We start from the raw sequence: 15,666 nt of genomic DNA, 5'->3' as shown, positions 1-15,666 counted from the left end.
GGGCATCCTTGTTCCATTTATATCGCCTTTTCGGTGTTCGAGCGGCGATGCGAAAGATGACGACGCCACATCTGGCGGAATTTCCTCCATCGCAGGAACGCGCGAATGAGGATTGCCGGTGGGATCTTCTTGTGGTCGCCGACAGTTCCCTGCCTGGTGATCGCTGCGTTCGGATCGAGCAGAAACGCGACCAACATGCTTGCACTCTGCGCCTCTACTTCGAGCTTGTCATCCAATAAATGCAGCCCCTGCTCGCCTTCGGCGAATGTCTGCTTATCGGCGACGACACAACCGCTGAAGACATAGAAATAGAGGTCTCGGCCTTGCTTGCGCGGAAATTCCACCCTTGCGCCCGCGTCCAGCCGCATATCGAAGACGTCGATCGTGCTGCGGACATAGAAGGGCGCGCCCTCCGCTTCCGGCCCGACCAGGTGTCGCCAGGTGTTTGCCGCGGCAACTGGCACCGGTCCGTGTTGGACCTTCGGTTCGAGGTCGATGGCGCGAGGCGAATGAGGATTTGCAGCATCCGCAGAGGCGGATCGGATGCCAGCGTTTCTTCGGAATGCCAAAAGCTTGCTCCGGCATTCATCACCATGAGATGGTCGCGGTCGATCACCAGTCGGCCTGCAGCCTTGTCGTCGTGACGCATGACGCCTTCGGGCACCCAGGAAATGATCTCGTCATTTCTATGCTCATGCATCGCGATCAGGCGACCGGGATCGAGGATGGATTCTACGATCATGGCGAGGGGGCCATGGCCGTGATCGGTCGGCTTCGGCGTCAACCAGCCCGGCATGTTGACGTGCGCGACGAAACCTCCCGCATCCCGCACCACGAAGGTTCGTTCGCCCTTGAGCAGCATCTCATCCTCCATGCAAGGCAATGATGACACTAGGCCATTAGCCATCTGCTGGAAGGGCGCGTCAGCGCATTCGTCCAGGCATTATGATGGCTTGAGCGTCGCTCTCAGCTCGAGATAGCGTTCGGTCAATGTCGTCAAGGTGAAGGCTCTGTTGAGGCCACTCGGATTTGGCAACAACCAGACGACGGCGCCGGCAAATTCCTCGGCTTGCCGACCCCATTCGACATTGGCTCGAAGACTGATTGCCGCATATGCAGCCTTTCCAAGAAAGGCCAGATTGGCCGGCGCAAACGTTCGTATCTTGCTTTCCAGAGCAGGTGCTGCGCTGAGGTAATCCTGCTTCTTAAGCTCGCCTGCGCTTTTCGTCGGGCGTGAAACCGCGGACGTCAGGCCACAGCCATATTGCAGCAACGCGCGCTCTTCATCTGCTCGCAGCAAGCGCGGCGTAAATCCAGCCAGATGCAAGACCCGCCAAAAACGGTTGCTCGGGTTCGAGAAATTATGTCCGTCGCGAACTGCGGACAGAGCCGGATTCAATCCGCAGAAAACCACGGAAAGGCCGGGCGCGAGGATTTCCGACAATCCGGTCCGTGGTATTGCAGGGTCGTCTGGACCATCGAGGTCCTCGGACGTGGCATCTGGCATTGTAAAACCATTGTTCGGATTAAATGGGTCGCGTCGATCGAAACGAGCTTCATCAGCGCCATCAAGGAGGGCCGATCCGAGAGACACACGGTGCTAATCATCTTGCTGAAAATGCCGATGAATGGCCTTAGTGGCAATTTGAAAAATATCGGGCGCAATCGATTCTTTGACAGGATCCGCAATGACCACCGAAGCAGCGCGTAATTCGCATCCCATCTATTTCATCGGTGCTTTTGCCACGGGTGGGCTCCTGACGTTCATGGTGCACTTCAACGGGGAATTGGCCCATTATGGCAATCCCCTGTTCTCCTCCTGGACCGCTCATGGCACAGGCATCATCGCAGCCGTCATTCTTCTCTTGCTGGTCCACCGCCGGCGCAGGCCGACGGTGGGAAAAGCCCCCAACGCGCCTTGGTGGGCTTACTTCGGTGGGATATCCGGCGCGGCAACGGTCATTCTGACCTCGACCGCGGTCAACTCGCCGCTCGGGCTCTCCGGCACCTTGGCCTTGGGTTTGGCAGGCCAGGTCGCCTTCAGCGTTGCGGCCGACAGTTGGGGACTGTTCGGTCTGCCGAAGCGGCGTCCAGATATGCGAGACATCGTAGCACTCGGCCTGGTCGTCACCGGGGGTGCGCTCATCATCCTGTTTGGACGAGGTGCGGCGTGACACTATTCATTCTCCTGGCGTGCCTCGGCGGCGCGCTCGTCGGTCTCAGCCGCCAGCTCAATGGGCGGTTGAGCATATCCACCACGCCGCTGATCGCATCCTTCTGGAATCATGCCATAGGCTTTGCCGTTCTCACATGCCTCGGTCTCTTCGTCGGGGGCCTGCTTCCTGCAGGCGCCGCCGAGGCGCCTTGGTATGCCTATCTGGGCGGCTCCATCGGTGTTGTTTTTGTGGCGGCGGGCAGTTGGGCGATTGCGCGCATAGGCGCGGTCAATTCGGCTCTGCTGATCATCGGTGGCCAGATGGTGACAGGGGTGGCGCTTGATTATATCAGCGCCGTTCCAACGTCGTTTTGGGCGAACGCGACCGGAATCGTCCTCATCGTCGGCGGCATGATGGTCAGCCGGAGGCGACGCAAAGGCGACGGCTCGCAATAACCAAGCGCTTCATGCGGTTATTGCCTGCCGATATGCCCAGCTATTCTCCGAGCGGAAGAGTGACGTCCGCTATGGAGGCGCCCAATGTCACACCGTGACTTTCTGCCTGCGCCATCGCCTTCACCAATGCGATGACCGTTTCGCGGATATTGCGGTCGGCGATCTTCAGAAAGGCGCGATTCAGCACCAATCCTTCCTTCGTTCGCAGGAATTCGGCGACCGGATCGGAATTCGCCGACAGATCCAGCCCTTGCAGCGTCAACGGCTCGGAATTCTCCTGTTCGAAAAAGAAACTTACCGAGGTGTGGAGCACATCGGCGATCCGCTGCAGGCGGCTCGCGCCGATGCGGTTGATGCCCTTCTCGTATTTCTGAACCTGCTGAAAGGTTACGCCGATCTGCTCGGCAAGCCGTTCCTGGCTCATCCCGAGCAACTGCCGACGCATTCTTATGCGCGCTCCGACATAGCTGTCTATTGCATTCGGTGTCTTGACATTCATCGCGTGTTTTCAGCCTCGATCGCATTTTCAATCGGCGCAGCTGTAGTATTCCCCGCTTCGGTTTTCCATGGTTGTTTTCATATAGCGTACCCAATATGCGATGATCGCGACTGACTGTGATATGAAAGCCCCCGTCCGGAAAGACATAAAGCCACGCTGGAATCGGTCGACAAAAGGGCAAATCAAACAAAAGCCGTACCAATCCCGATAAAACTGGGCTGTGATTGCCGCCCAGCTTACGCTAAATGCAATTCAGCGACCGCCGCTCGATAGTCTTCCCAGCCCCGATCGCCTAAAATCCATCGAAAAAAGACGCGGCACGGCACCGACCGGCCTGTGCAGGAGGAATATTGATGGCAACGGTTGCCGAAGGCGCGCCCCGTTTCGAAAAAACAACGATGTCTATCCTCATGGCGGTCAGCTTCTGCCACATGCTGAACGACATCATGCAATCGCTGCTCGCCTCGCTCTATCCGCTGTTCAAGGCGAATTACGATCTCGATTTTGTGCAGATCGGCCTCCTCACCATGACGTTCCAGGTCACCGCTTCGCTGTTGCAGCCGCTGGTCGGCATTGTCACCGACCGCTGGCCGATGCCCTATTCGCTGCCGGTCGGCATGGCGAGCACCTTCTGCGGCCTCATCCTGCTCGGCAACGCCGGCAGTTTCGCGCTGCTGCTGGTTGCCGCAAGCCTGATCGGGTTTGGCTCAGCCGTCTTCCATCCGGAATCCTCGCGCGTCGCCCGTCTGGCCTCCGGCGGTCGCCACGGTTTCGCGCAGTCCTTCTTCCAGGTCGGCGGCAATGCCGGCCAGGCGATCGGTCCACTGCTCGCCGCCTTCATCGTGCTGCCGCTCGGGCAACACAGCGTCTCCTGGTTTGCCGCCATCGCCATGGTCGGCATGGTCGTGCTGAGCTGGGTGGGCACCTGGTACATGAGCCACCGACGTCAGAATGCCAGCAAACCGGCGGTGAGCCGGGCCCTGCCGCTGCCGCAGAACAGGGTCGTCTGGGCGCTGCTGATCCTCGTGCTGCTGACGGCGACGAAGAATGTCTACATGGCGAGCGTGTCGAGCTACTTTACCTTCTATGTCATCGACAAGTTCGAGCTCAGCGTGCAGCAGGCACAGCTGATGCTCTTCCTGTTCCTCGGCTCGGTCGCCGTCGGCACATTCCTCGGTGGGCCGATCGGCGATCGCTTCGGTGCGCGGTTCGTCATCTGGTTCTCGATCCTGGGCGTCATTCCCTTCGCGCTCCTGCTTCCTTATGCGAATCTCCTCTGGACGGGCGTGCTCAGCATCGTCATCGGCCTGATCTTCGCTTCGGCCTTCTCGGCGATCGTCGTCTTCGCGCAGGAACTGGTGCCCGGGCGCGTCGGGCTGATTGCCGGCGTCTTCTTCGGCTTCGCCTTCGGGGCGGGGGGGCTTGGTGCTGCGCTGCTCGGCGATTTCGCCGATACCCACGGCATCGATTTCGTCTACCGGATCTGCTCCTACCTGCCGCTGCTCGGTCTCCTGACGGTCTTCCTTCCGCGCATACCCAAGCAGAAATCGGCCTAGAGTATTCCGGCTCGACGCATCATGCGGTTCACACGTCGCTATCGCGACAGGCACGAACGTATTTTTCTCCTCATATGGGGAAGAGGGATCACCATTCCTTTAATCCACTATTTTTATAGATAATATTCGTTGGAGAATGACATCGGTTTCGGCACGATATTGGAAGGAAATGGCATGTCTGCTCACAAACTGGTCGGCCTTGCGGGTAGCTTCAACCGCCCCTCGAAGACCTTCGCGCTCGTCGAAAACGTTGCCGGCCTCGCCGGCGAGAAATACGGCTTCGACAACACCATCTACGACCTGACCGATGTCGGCCCCTCACTTGGCCAGGCGCTGCGGCGTGACGATCTCGACAGCCGTGCCAAGGAGGTCATAGACGACATCGTCAATGCCGACGTGCTGGTCATCGGAGCGCCAACGTACAAGGGCAGCTATCCCGGCCTCTTCAAGCATCTGATCGACCTGATCGACCCGCATGAGCTGCGCGCCAAGCCGATCATCATCACTGCGACCGGCGGCGGCGACCGGCATGCGCTGATGGTCGAGCACCAGCTCCGTCCGCTCTTCGGTTTCTTCATGTCTCACACGCTGCCGACCGCCGTTTACGCGTCCGACCGTGACTTCACCGATTACCGTGTCTCATCCGAACCGCTTTCCAAGCGGATCGGGGAGGTTATCGGTGAGCTCTCGGCCTTCTTTCCCAGCCGGAATCAGGCGCTTATCGCCGCCGAATGAAGAGTTAGGGATAGGCTTGAAACGGCGCCGCGGAGGCGCCGTTTTCGTTTTTGGACCACCCTTCTCACGTCGTCATAATCCACAAATTTGATGGAAATTTATCCTGCCGATACCAATGGCAGGGCAAGAGTTTTTCCGACCTTTCCTCCACATCGGACAATCGTGCTTCGCTACCGATGCGCGCATTTGCCATGATCGGCCTGGTCGGGGCGCATGGCCTCACTCAGTCAGACGGGATATAAAATGACCAAGAATAAAAATCTTCACGACTTCCACCTTTCGCGCCGGGCGGCTCTTGTCGCCGTTTCCGCTGCCGCGCTCTTCACCTTTGCAGCACCAGCTCCTTCCTTTGCCGAGGACAAGTCGATCAAGGTCGGCATCATGGCCGGCGAGGATGAAGACGTCTGGCGCGTCGTCACCAGCGAGGCGGCCAAGAAAGGCCTGAAGATCGAGACGATCACCTTCAACGATTATACGCAGCCGAATGAAGCACTGGAGCGCGGCGAAATCGACGCCAACGCCTTCCAGCACCAGCCCTATCTCGACAACCAGATCAAGCAGCACGGCTACCACATCGCTCGCGTCGGTTATACCGGCGTCTGGCCGATCGGCCTCTACACCAAGAAGTACAAGTCCGTCGCCGAGATCCCGGAAGGTGCCGTCATCGGCGTGCCGAACGATCCCTCCAACGAAGGCCGCGCTTTGCGCGTTCTCCAGAACGAAGGCCTGATCAAGCTGAAGGACGGCACCGGCATTCTCGCAACTGTCGCCGACGTCACCGACAATCCGAAGAAGATCGAAATCAAGGAACTCGACGCGGGTATCGTCGGCCGCTCGATCGACGATCTGGATGCCGGTGTCGTCAATACCGACTGGGCGCTGAAGAGCGGCCTTTCGCCGGCCGAGCGCATTGCGCAGGAGCCGATTGCCGACAATCCATATCGCAACTTCATTGCCGTCAAGGCCGACAATAAGGATGCCGAGTGGGTCAAGACGCTTGTCTCTTCCTATCAGAACGAGACCGTCAAGGCCGAGTTCGACAAGGTTTACAAGGGAACGGGTCTCAGCGCCTATTGATCCGAAGCGGGGCGGGGGGTTAAGCCCTGCCGAGAGGCGGTCCAGGCGTTCCTTGCCCGGGCCGCCTTCAGTGTTTGTAAGGAAAAGCACATGAATTCCTTTGTTTCTACCACGGCGATCGAGACACAGCCGCAAGCGGCGGCCGAAGACGTGGTGAGGCTTGCCAATGTGAAGCGGCGGTTCGGAACCACGGCAGCACTCGACGGTATTTCGCTGACGGTGAAGAGAGGTGAGATCCTCGGCATCATCGGCCGCAGCGGCGCCGGCAAATCGACGCTGATCCGTTGCCTCAACGGCCTGGAGCGCGCCGATAGCGGCGAGATTCTCATCGAAGGCCGAGAAATCACCGGACTTTCAGAACAGGAACTGCAGCCGCTGCGCCGCCGCATCGGCATGATCTTCCAGCATTTCAACCTGCTTTCCGCCAAGACCGTCGAGGAAAATGTCGCGCTGCCGCTGAAGATCGAGGGTGTTGCAAAGAACGAGCGCTTGAAACGGGCGCATGAGCTGCTCGATCTGGTCGGGCTTGCCGACAAGGCGAAAGCCTATCCCTCATCGCTCTCCGGCGGGCAGAAACAACGCGTCGGCATCGCTCGGGCGCTTGCGGCCCGCCCGGCACTGCTTTTGTCCGACGAGGCGACGTCGGCACTCGATCCGGAAACGACCCGGTCGATCCTGGCGCTGTTGAGGGATATCAACCGTAAGCTCGGGCTGACCATTCTGCTGATCACGCATGAGATGGAAGTGGTGCGCGGCATTGCCGATCGCGTCGCAGTCATCGACGCCGGGCGGATCGTGGAGGAAGGGCAGGTCTGGTCGGTCTTCGCCAATCCGCAGGCTGACATCACCGGGAGCCTGCTCGGCGGTATCCGCCCGCAGCTTCCGGATCACATCGCCGGTCGGCTGTCGGCAACGACGGGGAGCGAGGCGATCCTCAGCGTTGATCTCGCCGGGCCGCAGGCGCAGGGCGCGCTGTTTGCCGAACTCTCGGCGGCGCTGCCGCATTCCTTCCGCCTCGTCCATGGTGGCATCGACCACATCCAGAACCAGCCGGTGGCGCGGTTCTTCATCGCCGTTCCCATGCGCGACCCCGCGCTTGCCGGAAAGGTCGAACAATTCCTGACGGCCCGGTCCGCCCGGGTGGAGGTGCTTGGTTATGACACCGATCATGCTTGAACTGCTTCTTCGCTCCCTTTGGGAGACGGTCCTGATGACCGTCGCCTCGGGAATGATCTCGCTCGTCGCCGGCCTGCCGCTCGGCCTTGCCCTGGTGGCGACGGCGCGCGGCGGCATCGCCGAAAATCTGTGGATCAATCGCGTGCTCGGTGGGATCATCAACGGCTTCCGCTCGGTGCCCTTCATCATCCTGCTGGTGGCGCTGATCCCGCTGACGCGGCTGATCGTCGGCACGGCGCTCGGCACCTGGGCGGCCATCGTGCCGCTCGCCATCGCCGCAACGCCCTATTACGCTCGCATCGCCGAAGTGTCGTTGCGCGAGGTCGACCGCGGGCTGATCGATGCCGTCCGCGCCATGGGCGGCAATCGCTGGACGATCATCCGTGAGGTGCTGGTGCCCGAAGCTTTGCCGGGCATCGTCGCCGGCTTCACCGTCACGCTGGTGACGCTGATCGGCGCCTCGGCGATGGCGGGCGCGATCGGCGCCGGCGGTCTCGGCGATCTCGCCATCCGCTATGGCTATCAGCGCTTCGAAACCAATGTGATGATCGCGGTGGTGGCCGTCCTCATCGTCCTCGTCTGCGGCATTCAGTGGCTTGGCGACCGGCTGGTCGCCAAGCTGGACCATCGATAGTCAGTGCCGGAACTGGGCTGCGGGATGCGCGGCGGGCAACCTGCCGTCCCCGCCGCCGAAAAGCTTCTGCCGCAAAGGTCCTTCCACGTAGTCCGCCTTGAAGAGACCGCGCTCCTGCAGCACCGGCACCACCAGGTCGACGAAATCGCGCAGGCTTTCCGGCGCCACGGTCCGCGCCAGATTGAAGCCGTCTATGCCGCCCTCCTCGATCCATGCCTCGAGATGATCGGCGATTTGCTCGGGCGAACCCACCACCGGCTTCATCCGGCTGCCGAGTATCATCTGGTCGATGATGTCGCGCAGCGTCACCGGCTTCGCCGCCTGTTTCGTGATGGCCGCAAGCGCCGACTGATTGGCGTTCGTCGAGCTTTGATCGATGACGTCATCGAGCCCATATTTCGAAAAATCGATGCCTACGGAGGCGGAGTAATGCGCAAGCGAGGCCTCGACGCTCGCATGGCGGCGATACTCCTCCAGCCTGTCCCGTGCTTCCTTCTCCGTCCGCCCGACGACAACAGTGATCAGGCTCAGGATCTTCAGTGCGTCGGCGCCGCGGCCGAATTCCTCGGCCTTCGCCCGCAGCGCATCCACCGTCGGCCGCATCGCCCTGGGGTTTGAGCCGGCGAGGAAGACGCATTCGGCGTGCCGGGCGGCAAAGTCCTGGCCGCGTGCGGAGGCGCCGGCCTGGAAGAGCAGGGGCGTGCGCTGTGGAGAAGGTTCGGAGAGATGGATGCCCTCCATCCGGTAATATTGACCGTCATGACGGACAGTGCGCACTTTGGAGGGATCGGCATAGATGCCGCCCACCTTGTCGCGCAGCACCGCATCGTCATCCCAGCTGCCTTCCCAGAGCTTGTAAACGATCTCGAGATATTCCTCGGCTGCGTCGTAACGCGCGTCATGTTCCGGCAGCCTGTCGAAACCCATGCTGCGGGCAGCACTATCGAGATAACCGGTGACGATGTTCCAGCCGATCCGTCCCTTGGTCAGATGATCGAGCGTCGACATGCGCCGCGCCAGCAGGAAGGGTGGCTCATAGGTGGTGTTGACGGTGACGCCAAAACCCAGATGTTTGGTGACATAGGCCATCGCCGAAATCGGAATGAGCGGATCATTGACCGGGATCTGCGCCGCCGTCGTGATCACCGGCGCCGGGCTTCCTCTGAAGATGTCATAGACGCCGACAATATCGGCAAGGAAGATGCCGTCCAGCTTGCCGCGTTCGGCGGTCTTGGCAAACTCCGTCCAATAGTCGAGATCGGTATAATGCGCTGAGCCGTCGCGCGGATGCGTCCACAGGCCGTGGTTGATATGCCCGACGCAGTTCATGTCAAAGGCATAGATCTGCATGGTCTTCATGAGGCGGGTCCCAAAACCGGCAATAGAAATCAAGGATTTGCCGCATTAATTATCCTAGAGCATGATGCCGAAAAGTGCGTGCGGTTTTCGCACGACATCATGCTCTAACTATATAATGTAGAACAGGATTCAGATTTTAGGCCGGCTCGGCCCAAAATCATCCTGTTCGGGCTCTATCGCACGAAGAGCCTGTGAAATGGTAGGGTTGGGATGAAAAAAGCCGGAGGAAACGCATGACGAAGAAGACGCTGTCGGATTGGGCGGAGCTTGCGCAAAAGGATCTGCGCGCTTCACCTGAAACGCTGACCTGGCAGACGCCGGAAGGCATCGCCGTCAAGCCGCTCTATACGTCCGAGGATCTGGACGGTGCCGAGCATCTCGGCTCGCTTCCCGGTTTTTCGCCTTTCACCCGCGGCCCACGCGCGACGATGTATGCCGGCCGGCCCTGGACGATCCGCCAATATGCCGGCTTCTCGACGGCAGAAGAATCGAACGCCTTCTATCGCCGCAATCTGACAGCCGGCCAGAAGGGCCTGTCGGTCGCCTTCGATCTTGCCACCCATCGCGGTTACGACAGCGACCATCCCCGCGTCGAAGGCGATGTCGGCAAGGCAGGTGTGGCAATCGACAGCGTCGAGGACATGAAAATCCTGTTCGACGGCATTCCGCTCGGAGAAATGTCGGTGTCGATGACCATGAACGGCGCCGTCATTCCGATCCTCGCCTCCTTCATCGTGGCCGGCGAAGAGCAGGGGGTGCCGCGGGCCGAGCTCTCCGGCACCATTCAGAACGACATCCTCAAGGAGTTCATGGTCCGCAACACCTATATCTATCCGCCAGAACCCTCCATGCGGATCGTTGCCGACATCATCGAATATACCGCAAGGGAGATGCCGAAGTTCAATTCGATCTCGATCTCCGGCTATCACATGCAGGAGGCCGGCGCGACGCTGGTGCAGGAACTCGCCTTCACGCTTGCCGATGGCCGCGAATATGTCAGGGCGGCGATCGCCAAGGGTCTCAATGTCGACGATTTCGCCGGAAGGCTCTCCTTCTTCTTTGCGATCGGCATGAATTTCTTCATGGAGGCGGCCAAACTTCGCGCCGCCCGGCTGCTCTGGACCCGCATCATGGAAGAGTTCCAGCCGAAGAAGACTTCCTCGCTGATGCTGCGCACCCATTGCCAGACGTCGGGCGTCTCGCTGCAGGAACAGGACCCCTATAACAACATCATTCGCACCGCCTTCGAGGCGATGTCGGCCGTGCTTGGCGGCACGCAGTCGCTGCACACCAATTCCTTCGACGAGGCGATCGCGCTGCCGACGGAATTTTCCGCCCGCATCGCCCGCAACACGCAGCTCATCCTCCAGCATGAGACCGGCGTCACCAAGGTGGTCGATCCGCTCGCCGGCTCCTATTACGTCGAAAGCCTGACGAAGGAGCTTGCCGACAAGGCCTGGGCGCTGATCGAGGAGGTGGAGGCGCTCGGCGGCATGACCAAGGCCGTCAATGACGGCCTGCCGAAACGGCTGATCGAGGAAGCGGCCGCGCGCCGCCAGGCGGCCGTCGACAAGGGCGAAGAGGTCATCGTCGGCGTCAACCGCTACAGGCTCGACAACGAACAGCCGATCGACATTCTGGAGATCGACAACAGTGCGGTGCGGATCGCGCAGATCAAACGGATCGAGGAAACCAAACGGCGCCGCGATGGCGGGGCCGTGCGCGAGACGCTGGCCGCCCTGGCGGAGATCGCCCGGACCGGCAAGGGCAACCTGCTGGAAGCCGCCATCGAGGCGGCCCGGGCTCGTGCCACGGTCGGCGAGATATCGGACGCGATGCGCGATGCCTTCGGCGATCATGCCGCGATCCCTAATGTCATCAAAGGCGTCTACGGCGAGGCCTATAGCGACGAACCGGAACTCGCCGTCTTGCGGACCCGCATGACTGAGGTGACGGAAGCGATGGGCCGCCGGCCGAAAATCATGGTCGCCAAGCTCGGCCAGGACGGGCACGATCGGGGCGCCAAGGTGATCGCCTCGGCCTTCGGCGACATCGGCTTCGATGTGCTCGCCGGTCCCCTGTTCCAGACCCCTGACGAAGCCGCCGGCGTCGCACTCAGCGAAAAGGTCAATGTCGTCGGCGTCTCGTCATTGGCGGCCGGCCACAGGACCCTGCTGCCGCAGCTGATCGACAGGCTGAGGGAAAAGGGCGGTGGCGATATCATCGTCGTCTGCGGCGGTGTCATCCCGCGGCAGGACTATGACTTCCTGCACGAACACGGCGTTGCAGCCGTGTTCGGGCCCGGCACGAACGTTCTCGAGGCGGCAAACTCCGTTCTCGACCTGTTAGAGGGCAAGCGGCGAAACCAGTAGCTTACAGCAATCCACGCTTTGCGAGGTTACTCATCAGCGCCGAAATGCCGAAGGTCCAGGGCGGGCATTCGGTGGAGAGCCGAACGGTGTTGACAAGCGCGCCGAGCCCTGCCGAGGAAATCTCGACGACATCGCCGATCTTGTGGGTGAAGCCCTGCTTCGGCGCGTCGCGATCCTGCGTCGGCGCAAACAGCGTGCCGAGGAAAAGCATGAAGCCGTCAGGATATTGGTGATGCGCGCCGACCGTCTGTTTAACGAGATCGGTCGGATCGCGGCTGATCTGCGACATCGAACTCTTGCCGCGCAGCACGAAGCCGTCCCGGCCGGTGACCTTCAGATCGAGTTCGGCCTTGCGAACATCATCCAGGCTGTAGCCGGCATCGAACAGGCGGATGAAAGGACCGATCGAGCAGGAGGCATTGTTGTCCTTGGCTTTACCGAGCAACAGTGCCGAGCGGCCCTCGACGTCGCGCAGATTGACGTCGTTGCCGAGCGTCGCGCCCTTGATTTCGCCGCGGCTATTGACCGCGAGCACGATTTCCGGCTCCGGATTGTTCCAGGTCGAGATCGGATGCAGGCCGACATCCGCACCCCAGCCGACCGAGGAAAGCACCGGGGCCTTGGTGAAGACTTCGGCATCCGGCCCGATGCCGACTTCGAGATATTGCGACCACATGCCCTCGTCGATCAGCGCCTGCTTGACCTTGGCAGCCTCCGGCGAACCCGCCTTCAGATTGGTGAGGCTGCCGCCGATCAGCGTGCTGACACGTTCGCGGATGGCGGCGGCACGTTCCGGATTGCCGGCAGCCTTCTCCTCGATGACGCGCTCGATCATCGACTGGGCGAAGGTGACGCCGCAGGCCTTGACGGCCTGCAGGTCGACGGGCGCCAGGAGATAGGGACGCGCTTCGTCCGGCTTGCCGGTGCTGTTGGCGACGATCTGCTCCACTGAACCGACCGCCTTGCCACTTGCGGCGCGGACGAAGCCGGCGGCGTCCTGCCGCTCGAAGAGAGCGCTCAGTGTCGGCGCCTCGCGCGAGGTGATGTCGACCAGCACGCCCTCGCGTGATGTCACAATGCTCGGTCCGGCAACGTCGGGATTCCAGACGCGGCCGACGAAAAGACCATCCGAAGCGGCGACATCGAGAAGAGCTTGAGACATGGTGATCTTCCGTCAAGGTGAGCGAGAAGCGCTCTTTTGAGAATTGCGGGGTGTTGCCGCCCTCCGACCCGGCGACCGCCGAAATCGATCACATTCATGAAGGCGGGGCAAGATGCACTGGGGAAAAAGACTTTTGCCCGATCGGCTCAAGCGGTGGTCTTTCCCGTAAATCCAATCGCAAAAGCCCGCAAAATAACTATTTAGATACAAAATACATCTTTTATTTCAAATAGTTAAATACATGGTGCGGCGATTTTTCCCCTCATCTCGCCTTGACAGGAGCCGGCTTTCGTTATCTGTTTTGCCCGACATGGAGGCTGCTGGCGTCAGCCGGCGCTCAGAGAATCCCGGGAGGATATTACAGCGATGTTGAGATTTGCCGTCGTCGGAATCGACCATGGGCATACGTTCGATCATGTGAAGGGATTGCTTGCCTCTGGCGGCGAGTTCGTCGGCTATTGCCCGCAGACTTCGGTGCCGGCATTGCGCGAGGCCTTCGAGAAGACCTATCCCGATGCGCCGCAGATCGACCGGGAAAAGCTGTTCGACGATCCGTCGATCGATGTCATCTGCATTTCAGCGATCCCGCGCGATCGTGCCGGGCTTGCCATCCGCGCGATGAGATCGGGCAAGGACGTGATGACCGACAAGCCTGGTGTGACGACCTTCGCCCAGCTTGAGGACATCAAGCGCACCGTCGCCGAGACCGGCAAGATCTTCTCGATCTGCTTTTCCGAGCGCCATTGCGTGCGCTCCGCCGTCAAGGCCGGCAAGCTCGTCGCCGACGGTGCGATCGGCAAGGTCATCCAGACGCTCGGTGTCGGTCCCCACCGGCTGCAACTGCCGACGCGGCCGAACTGGTTCTTCGATCCGGAAGCCTTCGGCGGCATCATCGTCGATATCGCGTCACACCAGGTCGACCAGTTCCTGTTCTATACAGGCTCGACCACGGGCGAGGTCATCGCCAGCTCGATCGGCAATTTCGGCATGCCCGACAAGCCGGCCTTCGAGGATTTCGGCGAGGTGCTTCTGCGTTCCGACAAGGCGGCGGGTTATGTCCGCGTCGACTGGTTCACGCCGGAGGCGCTGCCGACCTGGGGTGACGGGCGCCTGACCATTCTCGGCACTGAAGGCTATATCGAGCTGCGCAAATATATCGATATTGCCGGCCGGCCGGGCAAGGATCATCTCTTCCTGGTCAACGGCAAGGAAATGACCCATATCGATTGCAGCGGCGAAAAGCTCGATTATTTCGACGCTTTCACCACCGACGTCGGCAACCGCACGCAGACGGCGATGACGCAGGATCACGTTTTCGAAGTCTGCCGTCTTTCGCTCGAAGCCCAGACGAAAGCCGCGCGCATCGGCGCTCGCTGAGGAGGATATCATGACCAGGAAATTGCGCGTCGGTGTCATCGGCGCAGGCATCGCTGCGCGGCATCTGGCCGGCTTCGGCTGGAACAAGGAGCTTTTCGAGGTTCCCGTGCTCTGCTCGCTCGACGAGGAGCGCGGCAGGGCGCTGTGCGAGGAGTACGGCATAGCCGAATACACCCAGGATGCCGATTCGCTGTTTGCCCGTGACGATCTCGACATCATCGACATTTCGACGCCGCCGAGCTCGCATTTCGAACTCTGCCGCAAGGGCATCGAATCCGGCAAGCACGTGATCTGCGAGAAGCCGCTCTTCGGCTCGATTGCCGAGGTCGACGAGATGGGCCGCATCCTTGCTCGTTTCCCCGGCAGGAAGCTGATGCCGATCTTCCAGTACCGCTACGGCTCCGGCCTGCAGAAGCTGAAGCTGCTGATCGAGCGCGGTCTTGCCGGCAAACCGTTCCTGACGACGATCGAAACCCATTGGTGGCGCGGCCCGGATTATTATGCCGTGCCATGGCGCGGCAAATGGGCAAGCGAACTCGGTGGCGGTCTTCTTGGTCACGCCATCCACGCGCATGACATGCTGAATTATGTCCATGGCCCTTGCGCCGAAGTGTTTTCCTATGGCGCGACACTGGTCAATCCGATCGAGGTCGAGGACACGGCAGCCCTTTCGGTGAAGATGCAGAACGGCTCGCTGGCGACGCTGTCGATGACGCTGGGTTCGCGCAAGGAGATCTCGCGGCTGCGCTTCTGCTTCAACGACCTCGTCGCCGAAAGCATCATCGAACCCTATACGATGGGCCGTGATCCGTGGACGTTCGTCGCCGGAACGGAGGAGCATCAGGCGCGGATCGACGCGGCGCTCGCTGGCTATGTGCCAGGCGAAGATGGCTACACCCGTCAGTTCGAGCTCTTTCATAAGGCGATCGTTGAGGACAAGGAGCCGCCGGTGACGCTGCAGGATGCCCGCAATTCGCTGGAGCTGGTGACAGCCGCCTATTTCTCGCAGCGCACCGGCCGGCCGACGCCGATGCCGATCGCCGCCGATCATCCGCTCTATCGCTCCTGGCTTCCGGCGGGGGAGTGGCGCAGCGCCGCTACGGTCTGA

Annotated in this window: 15 protein-coding genes and 1 pseudogene; 11 read left to right on the top strand and 5 right to left on the bottom strand. The window is 60.8% G+C overall.

The window, feature by feature from the left end:
- Window positions 1-17 precede the first annotated feature (17 nt).
- Window positions 18-862 (bottom strand): annotated as a pseudogene (locus FHT79_RS03510) (pirin family protein).
- An 81-nt stretch (window positions 863-943) separates the two neighbouring features.
- On the bottom strand, window positions 944-1,507 hold the full coding sequence (gene mug / locus FHT79_RS03505; RefSeq protein WP_047613036.1) for a G/U mismatch-specific DNA glycosylase: 564 nt from the start codon (window positions 1,505-1,507) through the stop codon (window positions 944-946).
- 181 nt (window positions 1,508-1,688) lie between these two features.
- On the opposite strand from mug, the gene FHT79_RS03500 reads away from it, so the two are divergent.
- Together FHT79_RS03500 and FHT79_RS03495 are read left to right on the top strand one after the other, a co-directional pair.
- Window positions 1,689-2,174, top strand: coding sequence for a DMT family transporter (locus FHT79_RS03500; RefSeq protein WP_063476070.1), 486 nt, complete (start codon window positions 1,689-1,691; stop codon window positions 2,172-2,174).
- Window positions 2,171-2,611: a DMT family transporter gene (locus tag FHT79_RS03495; RefSeq protein ID WP_047613040.1), complete on the top strand. Its 441-nt coding sequence runs from the start codon at window positions 2,171-2,173 to the stop codon at window positions 2,609-2,611. The genes FHT79_RS03500 and FHT79_RS03495 overlap by 4 nt, the downstream gene beginning before the upstream one ends.
- Window positions 2,612-2,651: 40 nt before the next feature.
- Here the strand turns inward: FHT79_RS03495 and FHT79_RS03490 are convergent, their stop codons facing one another.
- Window positions 2,652-3,110 carry a helix-turn-helix domain-containing protein gene (locus FHT79_RS03490; RefSeq protein WP_047613041.1) on the bottom strand — a complete coding sequence of 153 codons (459 nt, stop codon included), beginning with the start codon at window positions 3,108-3,110 and terminating at the stop codon, window positions 2,652-2,654.
- Between the two features lie 353 nt (window positions 3,111-3,463).
- On the opposite strand from FHT79_RS03490, the gene FHT79_RS03485 reads away from it, so the two are divergent.
- From FHT79_RS03485 to FHT79_RS03465, 5 genes are all read left to right on the top strand, one after another.
- Window positions 3,464-4,666 (top strand): MFS transporter, encoded by a 1,203-nt coding sequence (locus FHT79_RS03485; protein ID WP_047614933.1) that lies wholly within the window; start codon window positions 3,464-3,466, stop codon window positions 4,664-4,666.
- 174 nt (window positions 4,667-4,840) lie between these two features.
- Window positions 4,841-5,401 (top strand): FMN reductase, encoded by a 561-nt coding sequence (gene msuE, locus FHT79_RS03480; protein ID WP_047613488.1) that lies wholly within the window; start codon window positions 4,841-4,843, stop codon window positions 5,399-5,401.
- Between the two features lie 243 nt (window positions 5,402-5,644).
- Window positions 5,645-6,478 (top strand): MetQ/NlpA family lipoprotein, encoded by an 834-nt coding sequence (locus tag FHT79_RS03475; protein ID WP_047613490.1) that lies wholly within the window; start codon window positions 5,645-5,647, stop codon window positions 6,476-6,478.
- Window positions 6,479-6,568: 90 nt separating this feature from the next.
- Window positions 6,569-7,654: a methionine ABC transporter ATP-binding protein gene (locus FHT79_RS03470; RefSeq protein WP_097594820.1), complete on the top strand. Its 1,086-nt coding sequence runs from the start codon at window positions 6,569-6,571 to the stop codon at window positions 7,652-7,654.
- Complete coding sequence (locus FHT79_RS03465; RefSeq protein WP_097594819.1) at window positions 7,635-8,288, top strand: methionine ABC transporter permease; 654 nt, start codon at window positions 7,635-7,637, stop codon at window positions 8,286-8,288. Before FHT79_RS03470 ends, FHT79_RS03465 begins: the two co-directional genes overlap by 20 nt.
- Here the strand turns inward: FHT79_RS03465 and FHT79_RS03460 are convergent, their stop codons facing one another.
- Window positions 8,289-9,647: an LLM class flavin-dependent oxidoreductase gene (locus tag FHT79_RS03460; RefSeq protein ID WP_097594818.1), complete on the bottom strand. Its 1,359-nt coding sequence runs from the start codon at window positions 9,645-9,647 to the stop codon at window positions 8,289-8,291.
- A 233-nt stretch (window positions 9,648-9,880) separates the two neighbouring features.
- On the opposite strand from FHT79_RS03460, the gene scpA reads away from it, so the two are divergent.
- The gene (gene scpA / locus FHT79_RS03455; RefSeq protein ID WP_097594817.1) at window positions 9,881-12,019 is read left to right on the top strand and encodes a methylmalonyl-CoA mutase; all 2,139 of its coding nucleotides are present in this window, start codon (window positions 9,881-9,883) and stop codon (window positions 12,017-12,019) included.
- A gap of 1 nt (window position 12,020) precedes the next feature.
- Here the strand turns inward: scpA and FHT79_RS03450 are convergent, their stop codons facing one another.
- Entirely contained in the window at window positions 12,021-13,181 is a 1,161-nt protein-coding gene (locus tag FHT79_RS03450) for a fumarylacetoacetate hydrolase family protein (protein WP_097594816.1), read from the bottom strand.
- Between the two features lie 17 nt (window positions 13,182-13,198).
- Here FHT79_RS03450 and FHT79_RS03445 point away from each other — a divergent pair, with 17 nt between their 5' ends.
- The 3 genes from FHT79_RS03445 to FHT79_RS03435 all read left to right on the top strand — a co-directional run bounded on the left by FHT79_RS03445 (window position 13,199) and on the right by FHT79_RS03435 (window position 15,666).
- Window positions 13,199-13,414 carry a hypothetical protein gene (locus tag FHT79_RS03445; protein WP_127430059.1) on the top strand — a complete coding sequence of 72 codons (216 nt, stop codon included), beginning with the start codon at window positions 13,199-13,201 and terminating at the stop codon, window positions 13,412-13,414.
- Between the two features lie 133 nt (window positions 13,415-13,547).
- On the top strand, window positions 13,548-14,558 hold the full coding sequence (locus FHT79_RS03440) for a Gfo/Idh/MocA family oxidoreductase (protein ID WP_097594815.1): 1,011 nt from the start codon (window positions 13,548-13,550) through the stop codon (window positions 14,556-14,558).
- A 10-nt stretch (window positions 14,559-14,568) separates the two neighbouring features.
- Complete coding sequence (locus FHT79_RS03435) at window positions 14,569-15,666, top strand: Gfo/Idh/MocA family oxidoreductase (protein WP_047613058.1); 1,098 nt, start codon at window positions 14,569-14,571, stop codon at window positions 15,664-15,666.

Origin of the sequence: Rhizobium sp. BK212 (assembly GCF_014197475.1) — a bacterium.
GTDB lineage: Bacteria > Pseudomonadota > Alphaproteobacteria > Rhizobiales > Rhizobiaceae > Rhizobium > Rhizobium anhuiense.
Note: the sequence above shows the minus strand (reverse complement) of the source record. Positions and strands in the feature narration are given on the sequence as shown.